This window comes from Pseudomonas sp. MAFF 730105, assembly GCF_055380705.1.
In genome coordinates, this window is the sequence record NZ_AP018438.1 from 3,572,654 (window position 1) to 3,596,686 (window position 24,033).

General features: G+C 59.8%; 14 protein-coding genes and 1 pseudogene. 4 read left to right on the top strand and 11 right to left on the bottom strand.

The annotated features are described in order from the left end of the window. Positions 1-37 precede the first annotated feature (37 nt). From PCOSP_RS15595 to PCOSP_RS15630, 8 genes are all read right to left on the bottom strand, one after another. Positions 38-1,240: an MFS transporter gene (locus tag PCOSP_RS15595; protein WP_139642791.1), complete on the bottom strand. Its 1,203-nt coding sequence runs from the start codon at positions 1,238-1,240 to the stop codon at positions 38-40. A gap of 123 nt (positions 1,241-1,363) precedes the next feature. Further along, positions 1,364-3,898 carry an efflux RND transporter permease subunit gene (locus PCOSP_RS15600; protein WP_139642793.1) on the bottom strand — a complete coding sequence of 845 codons (2,535 nt, stop codon included), beginning with the start codon at positions 3,896-3,898 and terminating at the stop codon, positions 1,364-1,366. Between the two features lie 4 nt (positions 3,899-3,902). Then, complete coding sequence (locus PCOSP_RS15605) at positions 3,903-5,006, bottom strand: WD40/YVTN/BNR-like repeat-containing protein (protein WP_139642796.1); 1,104 nt, start codon at positions 5,004-5,006, stop codon at positions 3,903-3,905. A 70-nt stretch (positions 5,007-5,076) separates the two neighbouring features. Further along, complete coding sequence (locus tag PCOSP_RS15610; RefSeq protein WP_139642797.1) at positions 5,077-6,441, bottom strand: DUF1329 domain-containing protein; 1,365 nt, start codon at positions 6,439-6,441, stop codon at positions 5,077-5,079. A gap of 12 nt (positions 6,442-6,453) precedes the next feature. After that, positions 6,454-8,133, bottom strand: coding sequence for a DUF1302 domain-containing protein (locus PCOSP_RS15615; RefSeq protein ID WP_464708918.1), 1,680 nt, complete (start codon positions 8,131-8,133; stop codon positions 6,454-6,456). 125 nt (positions 8,134-8,258) lie between these two features. Further along, positions 8,259-9,383, bottom strand: a complete 1,125-nt coding sequence (locus tag PCOSP_RS15620) for an FAD-dependent oxidoreductase (protein ID WP_464708919.1) — start codon at positions 9,381-9,383, stop codon at positions 8,259-8,261. A gap of 193 nt (positions 9,384-9,576) precedes the next feature. Further along, complete coding sequence (locus PCOSP_RS15625) at positions 9,577-9,924, bottom strand: Rieske (2Fe-2S) protein (RefSeq protein WP_464708921.1); 348 nt, start codon at positions 9,922-9,924, stop codon at positions 9,577-9,579. Positions 9,925-9,939: 15 nt separating this feature from the next. Then, positions 9,940-10,878, bottom strand: a complete 939-nt coding sequence (locus PCOSP_RS15630; protein ID WP_139642809.1) for a VOC family protein — start codon at positions 10,876-10,878, stop codon at positions 9,940-9,942. Between the two features lie 330 nt (positions 10,879-11,208). Here PCOSP_RS15630 and PCOSP_RS15635 point away from each other — a divergent pair, with 330 nt between their 5' ends. Next, complete coding sequence (locus tag PCOSP_RS15635; RefSeq protein WP_139642812.1) at positions 11,209-12,120, top strand: LysR family transcriptional regulator; 912 nt, start codon at positions 11,209-11,211, stop codon at positions 12,118-12,120. A gap of 24 nt (positions 12,121-12,144) precedes the next feature. Here PCOSP_RS15635 and PCOSP_RS15640 read toward each other — a convergent pair whose 3' ends face one another. Both PCOSP_RS15640 and PCOSP_RS15645 read right to left on the bottom strand, forming a co-directional pair. Continuing rightward, the gene (locus PCOSP_RS15640; protein ID WP_464711949.1) at positions 12,145-13,008 is read right to left on the bottom strand and encodes a methyl-accepting chemotaxis protein; all 864 of its coding nucleotides are present in this window, start codon (positions 13,006-13,008) and stop codon (positions 12,145-12,147) included. Continuing rightward, positions 13,003-14,082 (bottom strand): annotated as a pseudogene (locus PCOSP_RS15645) (HAMP domain-containing protein); the annotation flags it as partial. The pseudogene PCOSP_RS15645 and the gene PCOSP_RS15640, both read right to left, overlap by 6 nt. 387 nt (positions 14,083-14,469) lie before the next feature. On the opposite strand from PCOSP_RS15645, the gene PCOSP_RS15650 reads away from it, so the two are divergent. After that, positions 14,470-15,627, top strand: a complete 1,158-nt coding sequence (locus tag PCOSP_RS15650) for an alpha/beta hydrolase family protein (RefSeq protein ID WP_139642815.1) — start codon at positions 14,470-14,472, stop codon at positions 15,625-15,627. Positions 15,628-15,834: 207 nt separating this feature from the next. Here the strand turns inward: PCOSP_RS15650 and PCOSP_RS15655 are convergent, their stop codons facing one another. Further along, positions 15,835-17,232, bottom strand: coding sequence for an amidase (locus PCOSP_RS15655; protein WP_217505565.1), 1,398 nt, complete (start codon positions 17,230-17,232; stop codon positions 15,835-15,837). A 402-nt stretch (positions 17,233-17,634) separates the two neighbouring features. Between PCOSP_RS15655 and PCOSP_RS15660 the strand changes: the two genes are divergently transcribed. Together PCOSP_RS15660 and PCOSP_RS15665 are read left to right on the top strand one after the other, a co-directional pair. Then, positions 17,635-18,525, top strand: coding sequence for a fatty acid desaturase family protein (locus PCOSP_RS15660; protein ID WP_464708922.1), 891 nt, complete (start codon positions 17,635-17,637; stop codon positions 18,523-18,525). Between the two features lie 122 nt (positions 18,526-18,647). Continuing rightward, positions 18,648-23,909, top strand: a complete 5,262-nt coding sequence (locus tag PCOSP_RS15665) for an amino acid adenylation domain-containing protein (protein ID WP_464708923.1) — start codon at positions 18,648-18,650, stop codon at positions 23,907-23,909. Positions 23,910-24,033: the final 124 nt, after the last annotated feature.

Below are 24,033 nucleotides of genomic sequence, written 5' to 3' on the forward strand. Positions count from 1 at the left end.
CGTTGTTCTTATCTTCATGAAACGTCGAATGCGCAGGTCAGCGATTTGTGTCTGCGGCAACCGCAACGGAAAGAGCAGAGCCACGGCCCCGCAACCGTATGCAGGCCAGGGCTACCAAGAGCTGGACGCCTGCGACGATGCCCAGGGCGGTCGGCAACGCACCGCTCACCGCGCCGGTGATAGCCAACACGGCCAGTGGGCTGATGAACTCGCCGGCGAAGAATGCCGCCGTGAAGCCGCCGGCGGCGCGGCCGCGTTGATGGAAGTCGACCTGAGCCATGATCCAAGTGATCAAGGTCGGCATCATCAGACCGATGCCCAAGCCATTGATCAGGACGGCGACCACCACCAACCCATGGCTACCGGCCGCCGCTATCAGTGCGCCGCCGATACCGGCCGTGGCGAAAGCCAGGAGCATTTTTCGATGCGCCGGAACACCGTTGAGCAAACGAAAACCCAAGGCTCCGGCGAGTACCCCAAGTTGATTCGCCCCCATGGTCAAGCCGATCTGCTGCGAGCCGTCGATATGCAGCAAATTGAGCAGGAAGCCGACTTGTACCGGCACGATGAACAGGCTCAGGCCCGCCAGAAACGCCAGACCATACAACGGCGCCAGGACACGCCAGGGAAACGCCTTTCTCGCCGCTGTTGCCGCTGCTACTTCACGCGCGCGCGGCTCCCATAGCAGCCAGGCCATCAACGGTAGAAGCACCAGCCCTAATCCATACAAGGCAAAAGGTGTACGCCAGCCGTGCTCGCCGAGCACGCCACCGACGGCAATGAAAATCGTCGCCGCCAGCGAGGTGGCGACCATTTGCAGGGCGAACATGCGCTCCCGCCGCGCACCGCTGTAGTAGTCACCCATCATCGTGGTACAGCAGGTCATGATCGCCGCCTCGGCCAACCCGATACCGGCCCGGCTGATTACGATGGCCGGTAGTGACTCCAACCAGAAAGGCAACACTCCGCAGAGGGTGTAGAGAAGCATGGCGCCGATCAACAACGGCTTGCGCCCGAGCCGGTCGGCGATGACTCCGGCGACAGGCGCCAACAGGGCAATCATCAGCGCCGGTAACGTCAAGGCCACGGGCACCAGCACCGCCACGCCCGGTGTCTCGGCGAAATGCGCCTGCATGCGTGGCAACACAGGCGCCAGCAGCACCGCCCCCAGTACCGGCAAGCAACTGCCGAGCAGCAGTAACAACGACTGCGACAAACCCGCCTGACGTTCAACGTTCATCATGCACCTGCGCAGGTTGGGCCGCGGAAAACGCCATGCCGAAGGCGCTCAGACCGGCGATGAAGTCAAGCCAGAGAGGCTGTTGGAATAAATAAAGGCGAGGCATGGCAATGTCCTTTTTTGTTATGGCGCGACTGGATTAGCCGCTGTCTGATCGTGATCGGAAGCCGTCTTGCTCGGCGAACGCGGCACCCTGCCCGCCTCCGCCACGGGGGGAAACAGCGGCACATTCATCGAGCGACTGGTCTCATCCAAGAGGTCAGGTGCGGCCTGTCCCTTGCTCGCCCGCTTACTCGGCAACAGGAAGTGAGCCAGGGCCGGCAGCAGTACCAACGCCCCGACCATGTTCCAGACGAACATGAAGGCCAGCAGTACGCCCATGTCGGCCTGGAACTTGATCGGCGAAAGCATCCAGGTGGCCACGCCGATCGCCAGGGTCACACCAGTCAGCATCACCACCTTGCCGGTGGACAGCAGTGCCCGGTAATACGACTCCGACAGGCTCGCGCCCTGGCGCATGTGCCCGAGCAGGATGCTCATCACGTACAACGCATAGTCGACGCCGATGCCCACGCCAAGGGCGATCACCGGCAGGGTCGCGACCTTGACGCCGATGTTCAGCCAGACCATCAGTGCTTCACAGAGGATCGAGGTAAGCATCAGCGGAATCACCGCGCAGATCGTGGCGCGCCAGGATCGGAAGGTGATCAGGCACAGCAGGATCACCGCGCCGTAGACCCAGAACAGCATTTCGCGGTTGGCTTGCCTGACGACAATGTTGGTCGCCGCCTCGATCCCGGCATTGCCAGCAGCCAGGAGGAACTGGACGTCGTTGGTATTGTTCGCCACGGCGAATTGTTCGACGTGATCCACCAGGCTGCTCAGGGTTTGCGCCTTGTGGTCGGAGAGGTAGACGTAGAGCGTCAGCAGGCTGCAGTCTTCGTTGTACAGGCCGCGTGGCGCCCCGGCGGTTACCATGTTGAGCATCGCCTGGTTATTCTGCAGTTCGTACCACTTCGGGCTGCCTTCGCTCAGTCCGACCAGCATCCGGCGATTGAGCAGCGCCAGGGAATTGGTCGAATCCACGCCTGGCAAGGTGCGTAGTTGCCAATCGAGGGCGTCGACCTTGCTCAGGATGTCGTAGCGCGAGCAGGCGCTGGCCGGGGTCCTGACCATGACCGCGAACAGATCGCTGCTGGCGCCGTAGTGTTGGGTCAGAAACCCGTCATCCTGGTTGTAGCGCGAGTCAGCCCGCAACTCGGGGGCGCCGGCGTCGAGATCACCGACTTTCAATTGCAGGCTGACCACGAAGCCAACGGTCGCCAGTGTCAGGCTCAAGACGATGCACAAGGCGGCCCAACGACGTTGCGTGAACAAATCGAGGAAGCGCCAGAACCCATGGCGGCTCTGCCCGGCTTGTTCGGCATGCTCGCTCTTCAGACTCAACCGAGCCGCGCGGCGGCTGACACCCACATAGGAAAGCAGCACCGGTAGCAGGATCAGATTGGTGAAGATCAGCACGGCCACACCGATGCTGGCAATCATCGCCAAGTCCTGAATCACCTGGATCTTGATGATCATCAGCACCGCGAAGCCAACCGCATCACAGAGCAGTGCGGTGAGGCCGGCCAGAAACAAACGGCGGAAGGTAAAGCGCGCCGCAACCACACGGTGCATGCCACGCCCGATGTCCTGCATGATGCCGTTCATCTTCTGTGCGCCATGGCTCATGCCAATGGCAAACACCAGGAACGGCACCAGCACCGAATAGGGGTCCAGTTGATAGCCCAGCAACGGCAGCAGGCCGAGTTGCCAGACCACCGCCACCAGCGAGCAGAACACCACCAGCAAGGTGCTGCGTATGCAACGGGTGTACCAGTAGAGCACCACCGCGGTGATCAGGATGGCCACGGCAAAGAACATCAGGATCTGCCGCAGGCCGGCGATCAGGTCACCGACTTTCTTGGCGAAACCGGTGATGCGAATGTCGATGCTGTCGCTCTGGTATTGACTGCGCAGCGACTCCAGCTGTTGCGACAGCCTGGTGTAGTCCAACGGCTGACCATCGGGGGTGCGCTGTAGCAGTGGTACGTGGATGATGCTCGAGGCCTGGTCGAAAGCCACCAACTGACCGATCTCGTTGGACAGCAGCACATTGCGCCGCAATGCCGCGAGGCTGGCGGCCCCACCATCGTAGTTGTCCGGAATCACCGGACCGCCATCCAGGCCCGCTTCGGTCACCGCCACCCAGCGCGTGGCCGGCGTCCACAATGACTTCATGTACGCACGGTCGACACCGGGCAGCAGATAGATCGTGTCGCTCAACGCCTGCAAAGTCTTGAGGTAAGCGCTGTCGTAAATGTCGCCCCGCTTGTTGACCACGGCGATGCGCACCGCGTTACCCAGACCGCTCAGTTCCTGTTGGTGTTCCAGGTAGTTGGCGATGTAGGGATGTTGGGTGGGGATCATTTTTTCGAAGCTGGCGTTCAGCTCGACACGGCTGGACTGCCAACCGAGCACCAGCGTGGTCGCCAGGCACAACAGCAACACCCACAGACGATGGTTGAATAGGGCTCGCTCGAGTACCGAGCCGGAGCGCGGATCAAAGTCATCGAAGGCATTCGCAGGAGACGGGGTGAAATGGCTAGGGGACGTCATGACCTCACTCCGAAGCGGCAGTGGATGGCTGCGCAATACGCTGCAGCCCAGTGAAACCGGCGACAATCAGGCTGCCATCGGCCGCCTCGACCAGGCTTGAAACAGGCCGCCCCAAGGGCTTGCCCAGTGGCAGCAGCGCCGCCCCGATCTGCTCGGAATTGCGAAACAGCACACCGCTCTGGTTCACCAACAGCACCTGGCCGTCGGCACGGCGGGTGGCGTCGTTGAAGGAAATCGGCATGGGGACTGACAGGCGTTGGAAGCTGTCGCCCCCATCGTTGGAGATAAAGGCGTTGCCCCTCAGGCCGCCCACCAACAGGGCACCATCAGCGCGGCTCTGCAAGGTGAAGAAACTGCCTTCGTAAGGGCTTTGCAGCTGATTGAACGAAACCGCACTGTCATCCGAGCGCGCCAGGTAACCCTGCTCGCCAGCCAGGAACCAGCGTGCCCCCTGGTGACTGATGGCGTACAGATGCATCCCGTTCGGGTTGGCGATGTGTCCCATCCGTGACTTCCAGGTGGCGCCACCGTCGGCAGTCCATAGCGCCAGTCCGTAGGCCCCCACGATCAGGCCGTGCTGTGCATCGATGAATTCGAGCGCCAGAAAGGGTTTGTCCGCGCCCTCGGCAACAAGACGTTCGGCACTTTGCACACGTAGCAATGCGTCATCCGGATTGGCAGCGGTGGCCTGGTCGGCCTTGGCTGCCTCCAGTTCGAGCTGCGCCGCGCGTGCACCGTCCAGTTGCAACGTCCAGTGCTCGCCCCCATCACGCGTAGCCAATACCACCCCGGCATGGCCGACGGCCCAGCCATTTTGTGCATCGACGAACTGCACCGCCGTCAGGCTGACCGATACCGGCACGGAGGCCTGGCGCCAGCGCAGCCCATTGTCGTCGGAAAGCAGCACCAGGCCCCGCTCGCCTACGGCCACCAGGCGTGTACCGGCCCGCGCCAGATCGATCAATACGCTTTTCTGTGCAGCCGGCACCACCATGGCCGGGGTGTTCAGCGGTGCGCCCACGGTATTTGACCCGGCCAGGCACTCGCTCATGGCAAAGGGTAAATACAAGGCCAAGAGCAAGAAGCCCGCCTGACTGATTCTGTTCATAGCCACCTCGGAATAACACTCACACCCCAAGGGCAGACCGACAGGCCTACCCTTCACGCTCAGCCCGGATTTAACGCACGCCACGTCCAGCCATCGCCGCAGGCGAGAACTCCGAGACCTTGTAGCGATCAACCGCGTGATACTGCTCTGGCAATCCGGCGTAGAGGTTCTGAACGAACCACGCACCGGAGGTCAGGTCATAGAATCCGGCAGACAGCTGCACCAGGCCTGGCAGGTCGGGCAATACGGAAGGCAGCGACCAGAGGGTCTTGGCCAGTTGGCCGCTGGCATCCCAACGGTCGCCGAGCAGGGCTTGCCAGGTGTCTTCGTCGAGGTAGTAACGGCCCTTGGGCAACTGGTGGCGCTTGCCAGCAGCCAAGGTTGACTCGACCACCCAGACACGATGCAACTCCCAACGAACGTAATCCGGGTTCAGATGGTGCTTGCCTAACAGGTCCTGTGGCTGGGCAGCGTTCTGCGCCTTGTTGGTGTTGTAGGGAACGTACATCTCCTGCTTGCCCACCAGTTTCCAGTCGAACCGGTCCGTTCGACCTCCCCACACGCTCAGCTCATCGAAGGACATAACCCCGGCGGTGGACGGCGTAGGTGTATCGCAGCAGGCGTTGGGCAGCGTGCGCACCCGACGCTGGCCACTCAGATAGACATGGGCCTGGGATTTATCGCCGTTGATGTTCTCACGCCCCAGGATCTGCTCGCCGGCACGAATCGCCGGGCCGAGATTGACAAAGTGCACAAGCCAGTAATCGCCCGAGTAGTTCTCAGGACCGCCCTCCTCGAAGTAGTAGGGCATTTCCTGGGTCAACAGACCGTCACTCGTCATCACCTGATTGCCATCGGCAGTCATCAGGTAGTGACGAAAATGCGCCGCCACCGAGGTACCGCGCCAGTTCAGCAGGTGGTTCCAGATGGCTTCGGTACCGTTCTGCGGAATCGGAAACGGGATCCCGCCATAGGCACCGTCGGGGATCAGGCCGGCGCTGCTGTTCACCAGTTTCGCGCGGGTCGCATTCTTGAACGTGTTGTCATAGACCCACTGCGGCGCGGCCGCCGTACGCCGGGTCGGATAGACATCGATGCGATAAGTGTCCGGGAAACGTTTGAACAGTTCCTTGGTACCGTCGCTGAGCTTGTCGGCGTACTTGGTCAGGTTCTGCGCGGTAATGCTGTACAAGGGTTTGTCCGCCGCAAACGGATCGCCGCGCTTGCCGCCCGGAACATAGGCCGGATCAACCTTGGTGTAGCCACCGTCCCAGGCCGGGATGCTGCCATCGGCATTGCCGGCTTTCTCGGCACCGAAGGGGGTCAGGGTCTTGCCCAGCGCGGCCGCCTGTTCGGCGCTGGCGGCCAAGGCCATCGGCGCGGCAGCGGCCAGCAGGGTTAAGCACAAGGCCTTTAGAGTGAACTGAATGGTCATGCGCAAATCCTCTTAGAACGTGGTCTTGACGGAGAAAGCCAGGTAGTCCCGGTCCTTCAACGACTGCTTGTAGTTGAACTGATTGGCGGCGTTGAGACTGGTGTCCTCGGGACCGTAGAAGTGGGTATAAGTCAGTCCCACGGTCACTTGGTCCAGATAGGTGGCAGAGACGCCAATGTTCATGTCCCCTCCTCTGTCAGGACCAAACCCACTGATCACGGCCGACTTGCCCATGGGGAAATAGCTGATGCCCAGCGGCACGCTGATATCCACGCCAGGGAAGAACTGGCGATAGGTCGGCGTGTAGACCAGTTTCAGGCCCAGGGCGTCGTCGGTGGCGTTAGGGTCAAGAGCTGCGCGGTTCCTGGTCACGGCCAGCAGGCGGTTCCAGGCCACCTCCCCTACCAGGCTGGCTTCATTGGCGACAAAGGAAGGACCCAGGGACGCCAAGACGTTGAGGTTGACGTGGGCCGTCCGGCCAACGGCATAGAGGGCGTCATCGTTGTTGTCCGCCTCGACGCCCGGCAGGACGGTCTGGGCGTTGGACACCAACGGCATGTTCCAACGCATCGATGCCTCGCCGGCAAAGCTGTACTCGTCGACGGAGGTCGCGAAACTGGCTCCCAGGACACGGATATCTTCCGGGTAAACCCAGGAGTATTCGCCGACTTGCCCGGTGCTGAAGTTCGGCCCGGTGGCATTCGGCTTCAAGTACAGCGTTGGGGTTTTCTCGTGATACTGGAGCGCATACAGACCGTAATCCGTCGTCCCAGTGTTGTATTTGAGCTGCAGGCCGCCCTGGCCGGAGTTCCTGGCCTTCTTGTCCTTGCCATGGAAAAACGCGGCCGGGCTATTGGCATTACCGCCAAGAAAATCGGGGAACGGCCCGCCAGTGATCAGCCGCTCATTACCGTCACCAATGGTATCGCTGGTGGAGAAATAGCTGCCGGCGCCCGGCAAGCGAGTGGCCTCCCACTCCAGCTGGTAGAAGGCGCCCAATGACACATCATCAGTGAGTTGGTAGGTGGTCGAGAGTTGGTTGACCGGCCGGGTGATTTCCTTGAACTGGGTGTTGGGTACCGATTGCGCCTTGACCACGTCCACCGGTGCCATGGCACCGGCGATGCCGTTGCCGCCGAAGAACAGACTCTCCCCCCAGATCAGCCCGTGACGCCCCGCGCGAACCGATAACGTACGGTCGGCCAATTCACCGTTCCAGTAGACGAAGGCATCCAGCAGTTCGCCGTCACCACCGTGCAACTGACGGGTATCGCTGGTGAACTCGTCGAAGCCCACCGAACGTTGGTTGGCACTGGCCGCGTCGTTGTTGTCGTTGCGGTCCTGGTAAACGGTGTCGTACCAAGCGGCACCGCTCAGGCGGGCACCGAAGTTGTGATAACCAATATCCAGTTCGGAAAGGATATCCAGGCGATTGGAGATCAGCCCCTTGCCAAAGTTATGATCACCGTCATTCTGATTAAGCGCCGTCTGGCCCTCACTGAGTTTGCTGCTGGGGTTCTTGAGGCGCCACGCCGCGCTGTACTTCAGCGTGTTGTCCCAACGCAAGCTGAGATCGGGGTTACCGGTATCGATCTGAAACGCCTGGGCAGCCGAAGCACCAAGCCCCAGGCTGGCCGCGAGGGTCAGGGTGAAGGGGACACGCCGCGAGGCAGCGATCTTGCGAGTAGCCATCGAAGTAACCCTCTTTATTGTTGTTGTATGTCAGCTCTTCTGATGAACAGCGCCCGCCGTCGAGCAGGCCAAGCCTGCACGGGCATGAACATCCTTGGGAAAACGAAATCAGTCCTGCCGGCGCCTCAGATGGGCTCTGCCGTGATCTCGAGCATCCGCCTGACCAGGCCGATCCGATCGAAGCTGCGGTCGTGGGCAATTTCCTTATCGCCTGCCAACACCGAGCTTTCGCTGATGAATTTGCAACGCTCATAACGGCGCGCCATAAAGCGTTCGAACTGCTGTTCGACGCTGCCACCGGCAACCAGCTCTTCGCCTAGCACAACAGCATCTTCAATGGCCATGCCAGCGCCTTGGCCCAGGTGTGGCGTAGTGGCGTGCACCGCATCGCCAATCAGCACGACACGACCGCGGTACCAGGGCTCGTTGACGAACACCACCTCCAGCGGCTTGTAGATCACCCGTTCGCTGTCGATTATTTGCTCGCGCAGCTCGCCGATCAGGCCAGTGAAACCACTCAGGCGCTGGCGCATCCGAGTCGCCAGCGTGGCGGCCTCCATCCTCGGGTTGGAGGGCTCATGGGAAGTCACGAACAGGTACATCTGGTCGCGCCCCAGCGGCACCAGCCCGGCATTGCCGGCGGCTCCCTGAAAGGTGGCCAGATGATCGATTCCAGCGGCGCGCGGAAAGTTGTAGCGCCACACCGATTGGCCGGTGAAGCGCGGCAGGTACTGCTCGCCGAACAGCAAACCACGCATGTGGGAGTACAGGCCATCGGCACCCACGACCAGGTCATAACGGCCACGACTGGCATCGGTAAACAACACATCAACGCCCTCGCCCACCTGCTCCAGCGACTTGACGCTCAGGCCCAGACGGACCGGGACGCCAAGGGCAGCAACGGTTTCGCTGAGGACCTGATGCAGAGCCAGCCGCGAGATGCCGACGTTGGCTGGATACTCGGGGCCAGCCAGGCGCTGACCGGGGATTCGCGCCAGCTGTTCACCGTCCGTGGTATTGATGGTCACATCCTCAAATGCGTAGGCGGCGCCGAGGTAGCCGTCCAACACACCCAACTTGGCCATCTCGCGCACGACGTTACTCTGCTGGATGATGCCAACGCCGTAGACTGTCCACTGGGTCTTGAGCTCGACAAGATCGACTTCGATGTTCTTGCGACGCAAAGCGATCGCGGCACATAGACCACCGATACCACCACCGACGATAAGCACCTTTTTCACTGCGTTCATGCTCGTCTCACTCTTATTCTTGTTATTCACGCTAGCGTTCTGCCGGAGCGGTCCCAGGCTTCACTACCGGCTGTTTCTGCACACATTCGCTACCGCGTTGTGTTCACTTTCTCGGCAAAGCAGGCGTTTGACTAATCGCATGTAGGGATACGATGTATCAGCTAGCGCGATACGTTAACTAAGGTTCACACACTTACAATTGACCCGCTTCGAGCACCAGCCAATCGGCCTCTGCATGCCATTGCAGCGCACTCAGGCGCTCCCCCAGGCAAGGCCCGTAGACACACAGGCCACTGTCCGGAAGGAACCGGGCACCATGGGCGTAACAGACGATCTGACGACCATCGACACTGAGAAAACGATCCTTGCGGTACTCCAGCCGCACCTCCAGGTGCGGGCAACTGTTGCGATAGACCCGAACCTCACCACCATGGCGCAGGGCGAACACACTGTCCTTTCCCGTGCCCAGAGGATCGAACCCGCGTGCCTGGCCTTCCACCAGTTCATCCAGGCGACAGAGCACAAAGGCGTCGTGACTCATGGGCGACATCCGCACTCAGACCTGCTTGGGCGGCGGACCGCTCGGGAACCATTTTTCCCTTGACGTGAACAGGAACAACTGCGAGTTATCCGCCGACAACGGCGCCTGGCGTGCTTGCCAGGCATCATCGTGTTTGTCCATGTCTGCGTCGTATTCGATGTGACAGCCCAACGGACTGTTGAAGTACCAGAACCAGTTGGAGCCAAAGAGGTGGCGGCCCGGCCCCCAGAAGCTGGTCCAGCCTTTCTGCTCGAAGCGTCGCCCGGCCAGCAGTACTTCCGTGCCGCTGCCCATGTGAAAGGTGAAGTGCTCGCAGCCCTTCATGTGCGGTGGCGTCTGGATCATGAACAGGCAATGGTGATCATCGGAACCGGCCGGACGCATGAATGGACCCGCACCCACGAAGGTATCGGTGGTCATGAAGCCCAGGCGTTTGTAGAAGGCCTCGGCCTTGGCGGCATCCGGCACGAAATACACCACGTGGGAGAGCGTCCGCGGCAAGGCCTTCATGTCGGGATTGATGCCCGGTTGGTTGACCGGACGCTGAGGGGCATGGCCCGGCGCATTGGTCAGGTCAGCCGGCGCAGTGTATGGACGCCGCACACTGATCTGGAAAGCAATGGCAAAGCCCATGTCGTCGACACTGTGCACGGAGCCGTTGGCACCGCGAGTCACCGGGCGATCACGCCCCAGCTCATCGGCGATGGCATCCAGGTCAGCCGCGCCGGCCACGCCATAAACGGTTTCACGAATCGAGGGCGCGGGCCCGATGGCTGTCGGCAGACGAGTATCGTCAGCTCGACGGATAATCACGGCAGTGCCATCAAGGGCTTCAAAACGGCCGCCCTCGCTGTCGACATCGACAGCTTGCAGGCCATAGTCACACAGGCAATGGGTACAGGCTTGGATGTCGTCGACGCCAAAAATCAAGGCATCAAGGCCGATAATGTTCATTGTTACCACTCCATTTAAATTTTCAGCGCAAGGCCAACACTCACTTACGGCAGCAGTGCCGATGCGATGCGCTGCGCTGCCAATGCTGGTTCCTGGAGTCGATAAAGCGTCACGGCCAACCGACTGCGTGCCGATACTGACGCGGGGAAAATCCACTGACTAATCGCTTGTCGGGATGCGACCTATCGGCAAATGCGATACCTGCCTGCACCAAGCCAACGACGGGGAAGCTCGAACATTCATCGGTCACTTAGCCCCTTCGAGGGACTTGACGCCGTGATAGGAACGCCGGAAGGTATTTACAAAATAAATACAAAAATCGAGACCGCCATGCGCTTCAACCACCTGGATCTCAACCTCCTGGTGGCGCTGGATGTGTTACTGGAAGAGCAGAACATCACCCGCGCCGCCGAACGCCTGCACATGACCCAATCCGCCACCAGCGGTGTACTGAGCAGGCTGCGTGTCTATTTCGAAGATGAACTGCTGGCGCAGGTCGGCCGCAAGATGCAGCCCACGCCCTATGCCCGTGAACTCGCGGCACCCGTGCGCCAGATCCTGCTGACGATCCAATCGTCGATCACCGCCAAACCGGTGTTCGATCCAGCCACCAGCAAGCGTCATTTCCGACTGATCACTTCGGACTACCTGATCAGCGTCCTGTTTGCCCGGGTGATCCAGAAGATTTCCCTGGAAGCTCCGCACATTACCTTCGAATTGCTTGGACCCGGCGACACGTCCACCGAGCTGCTGATGCGCGGCGAAGCCGACATGATGATCGTGCCAGAGCGTTACCTCATCGAAGGCCACCCATCGCAGCTGTTGTTCGAAGAAGAGCACGTTTGTGTTGTATGGGACGGCAACACCCAAGTGGGCGATAGCATCACGCTTGAGCAGTACATCGAGATGGGCCATGTGTCCGTGATCTTCGGCCGCAACCGGCAACTGAGCGTCGAGGAGTGGCTGATGAGCCAATACGGCATCACTCGTCGCATGGAAGTGGTCACCCATGACTTCAACACTTTGCCGCAGTTGATCGTCGGCACCCAACGTGTTGCCACCATGCTCCAGCGCATGGCCAGGCTCTACGCCAACTACCTGCCGCTGCGCATCCTGCAACCACCGGTGAAAATTCCGGTGATGCGTGAGTTCATGCTCTGGCACCGAACCATGGACGGGGATCCGATGCATCGTTGGCTGCGTGCGAAGATCAGCCAGATCATCAACGAACTGGAGCAATAGATGCTCCTGTCGTTCGGCAACGAATCAGGTGCGGAAGTGCCGGACGGCCGCATTCAACTCTCCGCTCACCTGTTGCAGAGCGGCCGTTGATACTTGCAGTTGCAAGCTTCCCCTTGCACTGCCCTCGGCCACTTCGCGCACCCGTGTCATGCTATGGCTGACTTGCTCGGCCACCACGCTCTGCTGCTCGGCGGCGGCGGAAATTTGCTGGTTCATCTGCTCGATACGTGACACCGCCCGGGTGATTCGCGCCAATGCGTGAGAGGCTTGGGCGGCAAGCGCCACCGTTTCATCACTGAGCACATGGCTGCCTTGCAGACGCTCGGCGGCTTGCTGGGCAACACCACGCAGACGAGCGATCAGCCCTTCGATTTCCGTGGTTGAATGCTGGGTGTGCCGTGCCAGGCCCCGCACCTCATCGGCGACCACGGCGAAACCGCGCCCCTGTTCACCCGCACGTGCAGCCTCGATAGCAGCGTTGAGCGCCAACAGGTTGGTCTGTTCGGCCACCGCCTTGATCACATCGAGCACCCCGCCAATCGCTGCACTCTCCAGCAGCAGCGCCTGCATGGCTTGCGCACACCCCCTCATCTCCACCGCCAGCTGGTCGATCTTGCCAGCCGCCCGACGCACCAGCTCATCGCCCTCACGGGCCTGTTCGTCGGCATGTGCCACCGCTTCACGGGCCTCACCGGCGTTACGGGCGACTGCCTGCGCCGTCGCGGCCATCTGCTGCATGGCGGTGGCTGCCAGTTCGGTTTCCTGGTGTTGTTGTTCAACACCACGACTGTTGCTCTGACTCACATCGGCCAGGCTGGCGGCCATACCGTCAAGCGAGCCAACACCACGGTCGATGCGCCCGACCAACCCACGCAGGTTGCCCAGCATACTGCCCACTGTGGTCAACAGCTGGCCCAATTCATCGCGACGAACGCGGCCTGACGGCGGCTGACTCAGATCTCCCGCCGCCACGCGTTCGGCCAACTGCACGGTCTGACGCAGAGGCTGCAGAATCGACTGGCGGATCAACAGGCTGGCGCCCATGCCCAAGGCCAGCGCCAGCACGGTGATCAGGCCCAACTGACGAGACGCGGAGCGATTATCGTCTACTACTGCTTGCCTCTGCTGCTCGTCAGCCTGAGCCAGCAACTTGCTCACCTGCTCGGTTTGTGCGTTCATCGCCGCAGTGCTTTGTGCGCTTTTTCCACGGCTGTCGACGAACTCGATAAAGGCCTTGCGGTAGTCGCCCAGGGCCGTGCTTGCCTCTTGCAATGACTCGCCTTGCTGCTCGCCAAGATCAAGCGTTTGCATGGACGCCAGAAGGTCACTCATGCTCATTTCCCAGTCACTGCGGTAACGCTCCTCGCCGTCGAGCGAGTAGTACAGTTCACTGTCGCGCAGCTTGGCCAGCTTGTCCCGCAACGCGGCGGTCTGCTCAAGCAGTACCATCTGCTCACTGTTCGGCGGCGCCCCCTGCCCCAAGCGAGTGTTGAGCCCGTCCAATTGATCGAGGAACAGCAGGGTAAAACTATCGCCGGCCGCGCGCGCCAGCGACTGCATGCGCAGGCGCGCTTCGCGGGCCCGACGCAACGAGCCGGCATAACCGAGAAACTGCTCCAGATAAGCACTGGTAGCCGTGCGTACAGGGGCGCTCGCGGGGTCATTGGCTGGCTCAACATCGAGGTGCTGGCTCAGTTTTTCCAGCGTCTCGCGCACCTGGTCCAGGTGCTGCGAAGCAAGATCCAGAGCGAATTCTTTCTCGGCGATGCGGGCGCGCAGGATCAGTGCCTGAATCGATGACTCCTGACGTAGTTGCTCGCCGCGTTGCTGCAGCACGCCCAGAGAACGAAAAGCGGTGACAGCCACTCCCAGCGTCACCAGCAGTACCAGGCCGAAGCCCAGCGACAGCTTGGCCCCCACCGATAGATTGCCGAGCACACGGCTCAGTGCAGACATGCCCATTTCCTTGCACAGGAGGGAATAGAACGCCGTGACGAACGGTGTCAAAGCTCATCAACGGCGGGATCGAGTAGTGCCGACCGCCAACGGCGGCACGGTATGCGGCGGACTTTAATGAATCGAATCTCGACAGCACCAATCGCATCCTTCGCTAGGAACAATCGCCAAGTACGATGACAGGTGTCTGGATTTACGGCTTGAAGTGTGAGCGTCGCGTTCATTGACCCGATGCAATCCACACAAGCCATCGTCGTTTGCGATACCTGTCATCCCGACTCGCGATTGGCCAGATAGCCCACCTGCCCTTAGCCTGCTTCAAACCGCCCTGCCCGGACCCAATTGGCCTGGACCTGGCTGCCTGCCTTTGCTTGCACAAGGACAATAACAATCATGTTCCGCTACTTCCCAACCAACTACGTGTGGAATCTATCCGTCGACCTCGCCATTGAAATGGGTGCCCGCATCGGCGAAATCGAAGAGATGTGCGCGCCGCTGCAGGAAGCGGCCAAACAACCGGATGCCGCCGGTAGCAAGGCCTTCCGTGAAACCTGGGCAAAAATGGCGGACAAGCTGTGCGGGTTGGCCGAGGAAGACGAAGCCAAAGGCCGACGGTTATCAGCCGGGGAAAAATACAACCGCGCTGCCACCTATTACCTGAGCTGCGAACGCCTGCAAGCCCATGGCGCTCCCGGCCGCACGGCGCTGTACCAGCGTTTTTTACAAATCTTCCAACGCGGTATCGAACTGTCGCGGGAAAACTGCGAGCGCGTTGAGATCCCCTACGAGGGCAAGCACATCTCCGGGCTGCTGGTACGTGCCGAAGGCGTAACTGGTCCAGCGCCGATTCTGGTACAGGTCAATGGCTTGGACTCCACCAAGGAAATGAAATACCGGGTCGGTCTGCCCGCCTGGTTGGCCAAGCGTGGCGTGTCGTCGTTGATCATCGACCAACCCGGCACCGGTGAAGCACTGCGCCTTCATCACCTGACCGCACGTTTTGACAGCGAACATTGGGCCAGTCGCGTAGTGGACTGGCTGGAAACCCGCAGCGACATCGACGCCAAGCGCATCGGCCTGGAAGGCGTGTCGCTCGGCGGCTATTACTGTCCCCGCGCGGTAGCCTTCGAGCCGCGCTTCGCTTGCGGTGTGGTATGGGGTGCCAACCATGACTGGCGTGATGTGCAGAAGCGTCGCTTGGAGAAGGAAGGCAGCTTCCCGGTTCCCCATTACTGGTCGCATGTGGCCTGGGTATGGGGTGCCAAAGACACCGATGAGTTCATGGCCATTGCCGAGAATGTCCACCTGGACGGCATACTGGATCGCATCAAGGTCCCCTTCCTCGTCACCCACGGTGAAAAGGACTCACAGATTCCTTTGAAGTGGGCGCACCGCACTTACGAGCAGTTGGTCAACAGCCCAAAACGCGAACTGAAGATATTCACCGAGCGCGAAGGTGGGGTGCAACATTCGAGCTTCGATAACAGCATCAATGCCGGCCAGTACATTGCCGACTGGGTGGCCGAAACCCTGAACGGGCACACTGTCTGATCAACCGCGGCAGTATCCCGACCCTGTTTGTAATTCATTCGTCCGCACGCGTGGAAAAGTAAGGCTGCACCGCAAGCGATCTCAAGCGCAGCTGATCGCTCATGATTGCGGTCGCCTGTTTTCCGCTGCGCAGCGATCCGGCAAACAACCTGATCGAGTGTCAGAGCGTACATGGTCGTATCTGGCTCTCGATCTGGTTGTTCAAAGTCAACCAGGAATCGCTCGCCGCCATCCCGTCAGTTTGCTCTCCAATACTTTGGCCAACGCCAGGATACGGTCCTCCTTCCAATTCGGCCCGACGATCTGAATGCCGATCGGCAATCCCAGATCCGGATCCAGACCTACCGGTAACACCACTACAGGCGAACCGGAAAGACTGAAGGGAAATACATAGGAGTAACGTGAGCGCTCGTCCAACGACTCGCCCGGTTTAAATGCAATATCAGGGAAAACCGGGCAGACCAAAACATCATGCTCCCTGAAGAACCGACTCAGACCGCGGCGAAAGGTATTGATATACGCCAGCTCGCCTTTGAATTGGTCGACACTCAACTCGGTCGCCCTACTCGCTTTGACCAACCCGTCCAGGCAAGGCGACAATTGATCGCGCCCCAAACCGGGAAGGAACTTGTCCCAAGCCCTGCCCGCATCACCTCCGGACAGGAAGATATTCCACAGGCTGTCACAGGCCAGATCCATGCCTTCCGGGCAGGCCTGGCTCACACTCTGGACCACTGGTTCCAGCAGCCCCGCGATCCTTTGCATCGCGTCGACTATGGAGGGCCTGACCGTCACACCCGGCAGTTCATGGAACATCGCCACCCTGATCTGCTCGATAGCCAGTTCATCCTCGAACGGCACATCGACGGTATCCGGGTCATGCCCATCGGGCCCGGCGATCAAATAGCCCAGGGTCTTGACGTCATCGACGTAGCGGCCCAGAACACCATAGGCCGAAGTCATGTGGATCAACCCGGTGCGCTCCATCGGATACTGCCCGGTCAGCGGCACGCGGCCGTGGGTCAACTTGAGTCCGCAGATGCCATTGAAATGGGCCGGTATACGCAAGCTTCCACCCGCATCCGAGCCCAGGCCTCCCGGGCTGCAACCGGCGGCAATAGCGGCCGCCTCTCCTCCGCTGCTGCCCCCGGGGGTCCGGGAAAGATCGAAAGGATTGCGGGTACGCCCATACAGGAAGTTTTCCGTTTCAAAGGACATGCACAGCTCGGGCACATTGGTTATGCCCAGGATCAGCGCACCGGCCTGACGCAACCGTTGAACCACCGTGGCATCGCTGACGCTGGCCGGCCCATGCCACTCGGGCATACCGCAGGACATCTTGAACCCCTGGACATGACAGACATCCTTGATGGTGATGGGCACCCCTTGTAGACGCCCCAGCGGCAACCTGGCCGCTACCCGGCGATCCGTCTCGTCCGCTTGCTCAAGCAGTTGCGCCGCATCCGGCTGCTGGACGATGGCGTTGATCAACCCATTGTTTTCGGCGATTCGGTCCAGATAAAACGTAACGAGTTGTCGACTGGTTGTTTCCCCCGCTGCGATGGCTTGCGCCATGCCGGAAATACTCAGCGAGTCAAAATCCATTATGAACCCCTTTCATTGAATGAACTTCAGACTAAGGGAAACAGCTCTGGATTCGTAGCGCAGAAATTGAAGTGCCCGGCGGCGCTATCGCCGCCACACAGGACAAGACTGTCGGGCTTAAGGATTTTTTCTCTCAATAGCATCGAGAAAAAGAAAAAATATTTCTATAACGCTGCTGCCGACCTCGAAAAAAGCAAAAATCCTCTCACGGAGAAACAGATAATAGTTCCACACGATTTGCATCGACACACCCCTTATTGAAGTGCTCATAAAAACAAGGGTTCGAAAAACCTAACTGTAACGGCACTTGGCTGGAACAAACCTTCGCAACATACCGCCGCCCCTCAATCTGGTTCCCTCGGGAAAGCTTCATCGTGCAGAAGAACGTCACAAGGAGTGGACATGCTTCAAAGTAAAGTATTCAGGTATTCCCGCTGGGATATTGCGTGTTGCCTGGTGATCCCTTTCCAAATCAGCGTTTACACCCTATTGGCCTACCATTATCAAAGCCTGTCGCTGATCGCGCTGTTGGGCATGGTCCCCGTCCTGTTTGCCCTTTCCCTGCAGAACGCCGGTGCCAACCACAATCACTACCACACTCCATTCTTTCGCATTCGCTGGATGAACACGCTGGTGCGAATGGGCTTTTCCATGACGGAAGCGCCTAAAACGCCCTATAACATCGGCCATGGCATCCACCACGCCACCCATCAGTCATGGAACGACAAATCCATTCTGGCGATCCTCGGCCTGAAGCGCCCGCTCACAAAACAACTTATCAGCTTCGCTCTGTTCATCTTCGAATCGCTGGGACTGAAGTACTTCACCTTGTTGATCCTGCTTAAATACTGGCCTATCGAACGCGTCGCAGCCCTCGCCTCCCCGGAGGATCCGGAGTTAGCGACTCGTGCATTAAAGAAGCTGCTGGAACCGTCGAAACTGAAGGCCGCGAAATACGACCTGGCGGCGTGGTTCCTGTTCCGCCTGGTACTTTGCCTGATCGACTGGCAGTTTTTTTTCTTTTACTTCATTCCGGCCACTTACGTCATCGACAGCCTCAGACAAGGAGAAAATTATTTTCAACACTGGGGCGCAACAGACGCCTACGACCCGAAACGCGACTCCGTCAGCTGTTATGGAAAACTCTACAACCTGCTGACCTTCAACCTGGGTTATCACCAAGAACATCATTACAAACCCGGCCTGCATTGGCTAAGACTTCCAGAACTGACCAAAGAACTCCCCAGCGACCGGCATACCGTGCCTTATTCGCACTACTTCAATTCCCCTTGATGTTTCCGGAACGCGCCGTCCAGCTCAGTAAAGAAAACACGGCCAATGCGTCGTCCTAATCCCTTGTCGACCAGCAGGACCCCGCTACCACCATCGACACCGCGAAACTTCAGGGCCGTCAAATGAACAAGCCAACTACGCAAACCTTTAATACTTTCCTGGAAGTTGTTCGCTATAGAGCGGCTCAACATTCAGGCAGCGCTGAGCACCTGGCCTTTACTTACCTGGCTGACGGCGAGTCGGTAAGCGATAGCATGACCTTCGCTCAACTGGATCAGAAAGCCCGTAGCCTGGCGGCCCACCTGCAACGCCGTACCCAACCCGGGGACAGGGTGCTGCTGGTGTATCCCCCTTGCATGGAATACACCGTTGCCTTTTATGCCTGTGTCTATGCCGGGGTCATCGCGGTTCCGGCCCTGTCGCCGGCCAACGCCAAGACGCTGCCTCGACTGCATCTGTTGGCGCAGGACTCACAACCGACCCTCGCCCTGACGCTCGACACTGTACTCACCGGACTCGAGCGCATGGCCGCCACCGGTGGAACGGACAACCCACTGGACGACCTCATCTGGCTGGCCAGCAATACCCTGGAGGATGCGAGCGCGCAGTGGCGCAGTCCGCCGACCGTTGCGAGCGATATTGTGTTCTTGCAGTACACCTCGGGATCGACGGGCGCGCCGAAAGGCGTCATGGTCAGCAACGCCAACCTGCTGGCGAATGTCGAACTGTCGAAACAGACGTATCGGATACGCGAACAGGACGTCTTTGTCTCCTGGCTGCCGCCCCATCACGACTTCGGCCTGATCGGCGCGATCATACTTCCGGTCTATATGGCCAGCCACTGCGTGCAGTTCCCCCCGGCGGCGTTTGTCATGCGCCCCTACCGCTGGCTGAAATTGATCTCCGATTACCGCGCCCGGATCACCGGCGGCCCCAACTTCGCCTTCCAGCTCTGCGTTCAGCGCATCACCGAAGAACAGAAGAGTTCCCTCGATCTCAGCTCGCTGGAAATTGCCGTCAACGGCGCGGAACGTATCCGTCCGGCAACCCTGAAGGCGTTTGTCGAAGCATTTTCCGACTGTGGCTTGAAACCTCACGCCATGGTCCCGGCGTATGGCATGGCCGAGTCCGTACTGTTGGTGACCGCCAACATGCGAACCCCTGTCGGACAGCTGCCACTTATCCGCAGTATCAGCAAAAGCGCGCTTGAAGATGGCCAGGTCAAGCCTGAATTACATGCCGCGGATGCGGTGGAGATGGTGGCTACGGGCAACGAGTTCACCGGCGATCATCAGGTCGGGATTTTTCATCCGCAGCGCTCGGTGCGACTCGCTCCGGAACAGGTGGGTGAAGTCTGGATAAGAGGTCCGTCCACCGCCTTGGGTTATTGGCAACGGGAAGAAGAGAGCCGTATTTTCCATACCCAGGCTGAAGGTGAGGAAGGTCGCTGGTTGCGTACCGGCGATCTGGGGTTCATCAGCGACGGCGATCTCTATATCACCGGCCGGTTAAAAGAGGTCATGATCTTCGGCGGCCGCAATATCTACCCTCAGGACGTCGAGATGACGGTCGAGGCCCTGGACCCTGCGTTTCGCGCCAATGGCTGTGCCGCGTTCTCCATCGAGGACGGCGAGACCAGTCATCTGGTGATCGTGCAGGAGTTGGAATCCAGGCAACAGGCCGATACCGACAGGCTGATTTCCCGCCTCCGGGCTGAATTGGCCGATCGTCACGAAATCTTCGACCTGTCGGCGCTGCTGCTGGTCAAGACCGGCGTCATACCCAGGACCTCCAGCGGCAAGATCCAGCGGGGCCGCTGCCGACAGCTGTTCGATGCGGCACAACTGCCGACGCTCTGGTTCTGGAGCAGGGATGACGAAACGCATGAGGCGCAGGCTCAGGACAATCCGCGCCATGCGGAAATAGAGGCGCAGTTGTTATCGATCTGGCGGACCGCGCTGGATCGAGAGGACATTTCCAGTACCGACAGTTTTTTCGTCCTGGGCGGGCACTCACTCCTGGCCACGCAGATGGTGATGGAGGTGCGCAAGCAGTTCAACATTGAACTCCCCCTGAGCACCCTCTTCCACTCGCCGACACCGCGCCTGCTGGCAAGGGAAGTCGCCGCTGCGAAAGGCCCATCCAGTCAATCCCTGCCGGCCATCGCTCGCTCGCCACGCCAAGGTCCACTGCCACTGTCCTATGCGCAGCAACGTTTCTGGTTTCTCGACCAGTACCAACCGGACAATCCGTTCTATTCGTTGCCCCTGGCACTGACCATCGACGGGCCCCTGGACGTGCAGATTGTCCAGCAGGTCCTGAACCTGATGATCGCGCGCCACGCGCCGTTGCGAACCCTGTTCAAAAGCGAAGGCGGCATGCTCCAACAGCAGATCCTGCCGACGCTGGAAATCCCGCTGACGGTGGTCGATTTCAGCCAACAGGGCGACAACGCAGCGCCTGAAATCGCCAAGGCCATACGCGAGGAAGCCTATAAACCGTTCAATCTGGAACAAGGGCCGCTGATTCGCGCACGCTTGCTGCAAAGCGCTCCACAGCGCCATGTCCTGCTGCTGACCCTGCACCATATCATTTGTGACGGCTGGTCAAGCAAGGTGCTGCAAAGTGACTTCTCGGCACTCTACGACGCCCTTGCGCAAGGTCATCCGCTCCCACTTCCCGCGCTGCCCATCGAGTATGCCGACTACACCGTGTGGGAGCAGCAGAATCTCGCCGGGCCTTGGCTTGAGGAGCAACTGAATTTCTGGCGGACACACCTGGCCCACGCCCCGACCTCCCTGGATTTGCAGACAGATTTTCCACGCCACGAGAATACCGGCCAGGAAGGCGCTGTGCGCGAATTGCAAGTTCCATCGCCACTCGTTCGACAGCTCGAAACATTCGCCCGAGCACAAAACGCCACGCTGTTCATGGTCATGGTGACCGCCATGAATGTCTTGCTGCGACGCATGACGGGCCAGAATGACCTGTGCATCGGCGTCATGTCGGCGAACCGCCCGGAGGGCACCGAAGGCCTGGTCGGCAACTTCATTAACGTGGTGCCTTTGCACAGCCATATCGAGGGCGACGAGGATTTCAGCAGCCTGGTGAAATCCACGGCCCAACAGTTACTGACGACTTACGACCGACAAATCCCGTTCGAACTGATCCTCAAGCACCTGGCCCCACCGAGGCAAACCAGTGGCACCCCTTATGCCCAGCTCGTGATGAATTTTCACAACGAAATAGCCGAGCACGCACAGCCCTCGGGGTTGCAAAAGAACGGCGGTATCACCCTCGTCGGTCATCACCCGAACACAGTCAACCACGCAGCGTTCGAGCTGAAAGTGGAAGTGCACGCGTCAGCAGCGAACCTGACCGTGGCGGTCGAATACAACAAGGCGCTGTACGCTGCTTCGACCATCGACCGCCTGATGAATCACTTCTTCGTCGTGCTGGCCGGTGCGACTGCACAGCCACAGTTGCCGGTCAAAACCTTGCCCCTGCTGCAAGACGCCGAGCGGCAACAGTTGATCACCCAGTGGAACGACACCAAACGGGACTATCCCGTCGGACAAACGCTGCACGAGCTGTTCCAGCAACAGGTTGAACGCACCCCCGAAGCCATCGCGCTAGTCTTCGAGGAGGAGCAACTGAGTTACTCGCAGCTCAATGTCCAAGCCAACCAGCTGGCTCGTCATCTGCTCGACTACGGCGTCAAGCTCGACTCGCGGGTTGCGCTGTGCATCGAGCGCAGTCCGCAAATGGTCGTTGCGCTACTGGCCATCCTCAAGGCCGGGGGCGCTTATGTGCCCCTGGACCCCGGCTATCCGGCCGAGCGCCTGGCGTACATGCTGGAAGACTCGAAACCTGACGTGCTGGTTTCACAGGAGAACATGCGGCACTGCTTGCCTGAACATTCGGTACCGACCCTCTGGCTGGAGACCGAACAGCCAGAGATCGCGAAGCACCCATCGCACAATTTGAATATCGGTGATGCCGATTGCCTCGCCTATTGCATCTACACCTCCGGTTCCACAGGCCGTCCGAAAGGGGTGATGAATGCCCATGGTGCGGTGGTCAACCGGTTGCAGTGGATGCAAGAGCAGTACGCATTATCGAGCAACGACCGGGTCCTGCAAAAGACGCCCTTTTCGTTCGATGTATCGGTCTGGGAGTTCTTCTGGACCTTGCTCCAAGGGGCCCGGTTGGTCATCTGCAAACCCGAGGGTCACAAGGATCCGTCCTATTTGCAGGCCATCATCCGTGAACAGGAAGTGACCACCGCGCACTTCGTCCCCTCGATGCTGCAAGCCTTCCTCAAGTCAGGGGCATCGCCATCCGCGTTACGCCAGGTATTCAGCAGTGGTGAAGCCCTGCCGGTGGCCGTGGCCAATCAATTCCTCGAATATTATCCACACACTCGGTTGCACAACCTGTACGGTCCGACCGAAGCGGCCGTGGACGTCACGTACTGGGAATGCCAGCCCGGTTACCGTCACCCACTCGTACCGATTGGCCGTCCCGTGGCCAACACTCGGTTGTACCTTCTCGACGACACGCTGCAGCCCGTTCCCGTGGGCGTCATCGGCGATCTCTACATCGCCGGCGTGCAGCTTGCTCGAGGCTACCTCGAACGCCCTGACCTGACGGCAGAGCGTTTCATCCCGGACCCTTTCGATAGCCATGGTCGGCGGATGTACCTCACCGGGGACCGCGGGCGATATCTGCCATCGGGCGATATCCAGTACCTCGGACGTGTCGACGATCAAATCAAGATCCGAGGTTTTCGCATAGAGCTGGGCGAGATCGAAAATGCCTTGCTGCAGTGCACCGGTGTGCGCGAAGCCGTCGTCGTACCCAGGGATGATGCCTTTGGCGGCCAGTGCCTGGTGGCCTTCATCGCCTCCAGTGCGGGCGAGATCAATAGCGCGGAGCTACGCAAACAGCTTGGCAAAGTGCTGCCCGACTACATGCTGCCGAGCTTTTTCGTGGGTCTCGACGCATTGCCGCTCAGTGCCAACGGCAAGATCGATCGAAAGGCGCTTGCGCCTCACGTGCATCACGCGGACACACCGGCAGAGGAATACCAGGCCCCTACCACCGCCACAGAAAAAACCCTGGTCGCCCTATGGCAAGAGACGTTGAAAGTCCCGCGAATCGGGATCAACAACAGCTTCTTTGAACTCGGAGGGCATTCCCTGCTGGCCGCGCAGATTCTCGCCAGAACCCAGGAAATCTTCTCGGTCAGCCCTCCCCTGAAGCTGTTGTTCGAGTCGCCAACAATCGCTGCCATGGCGGTTTATGTGGACCAGGCAACACGAATGCCACGGTCGTCGCCTCCGCCGATAAGGCGCCTGGCGCGAAACCAGACGGTTGAGTGAGCGCCCGACTCCACAGCCGACCCACGGGTGCCGATCACCGGTCGCCCCTAAAAGAATGCCCTAGTGCCCCTGTTCGGATTCGATTGTTCTCGATGCATGCGCCACGCGAAGCGCTCTATCAAGA

Coding starts and splice junctions, on each gene's coding strand:
- PCOSP_RS15610 (WP_139642797.1), bottom strand. CDS start 6,441: ATGACCATTCAGTTCACTCTAAAGGCCTTGTGCTTAACCCTGCTGGCC.
- PCOSP_RS15615 (WP_464708918.1), bottom strand. CDS start 8,133: ATGGCTACTCGCAAGATCGCTGCCTCGCGGCGTGTCCCCTTCACCCTG.
- PCOSP_RS15655 (WP_217505565.1), bottom strand. CDS start 17,232: ATGGATTTTGACTCGCTGAGTATTTCCGGCATGGCGCAAGCCATCGCA.
- PCOSP_RS15630 (WP_139642809.1), bottom strand. CDS start 10,878: ATGAACATTATCGGCCTTGATGCCTTGATTTTTGGCGTCGACGACATC.
- PCOSP_RS15605 (WP_139642796.1), bottom strand. CDS start 5,006: ATGAACAGAATCAGTCAGGCGGGCTTCTTGCTCTTGGCCTTGTATTTA.
- PCOSP_RS15665 (WP_464708923.1), top strand. CDS start 18,648: ATGAACAAGCCAACTACGCAAACCTTTAATACTTTCCTGGAAGTTGTT.
- PCOSP_RS15660 (WP_464708922.1), top strand. CDS start 17,635: ATGCTTCAAAGTAAAGTATTCAGGTATTCCCGCTGGGATATTGCGTGT.
- PCOSP_RS15600 (WP_139642793.1), bottom strand. CDS start 3,898: ATGACGTCCCCTAGCCATTTCACCCCGTCTCCTGCGAATGCCTTCGAT.
- PCOSP_RS15640 (WP_464711949.1), bottom strand. CDS start 13,008: ATGCTGGGCAACCTGCGTGGGTTGGTCGGGCGCATCGACCGTGGTGTT.
- PCOSP_RS15635 (WP_139642812.1), top strand. CDS start 11,209: ATGCGCTTCAACCACCTGGATCTCAACCTCCTGGTGGCGCTGGATGTG.
- PCOSP_RS15625 (WP_464708921.1), bottom strand. CDS start 9,924: ATGAGTCACGACGCCTTTGTGCTCTGTCGCCTGGATGAACTGGTGGAA.
- PCOSP_RS15620 (WP_464708919.1), bottom strand. CDS start 9,383: ATGAACGCAGTGAAAAAGGTGCTTATCGTCGGTGGTGGTATCGGTGGT.
- PCOSP_RS15650 (WP_139642815.1), top strand. CDS start 14,470: ATGTTCCGCTACTTCCCAACCAACTACGTGTGGAATCTATCCGTCGAC.
- PCOSP_RS15595 (WP_139642791.1), bottom strand. CDS start 1,240: ATGAACGTTGAACGTCAGGCGGGTTTGTCGCAGTCGTTGTTACTGCTG.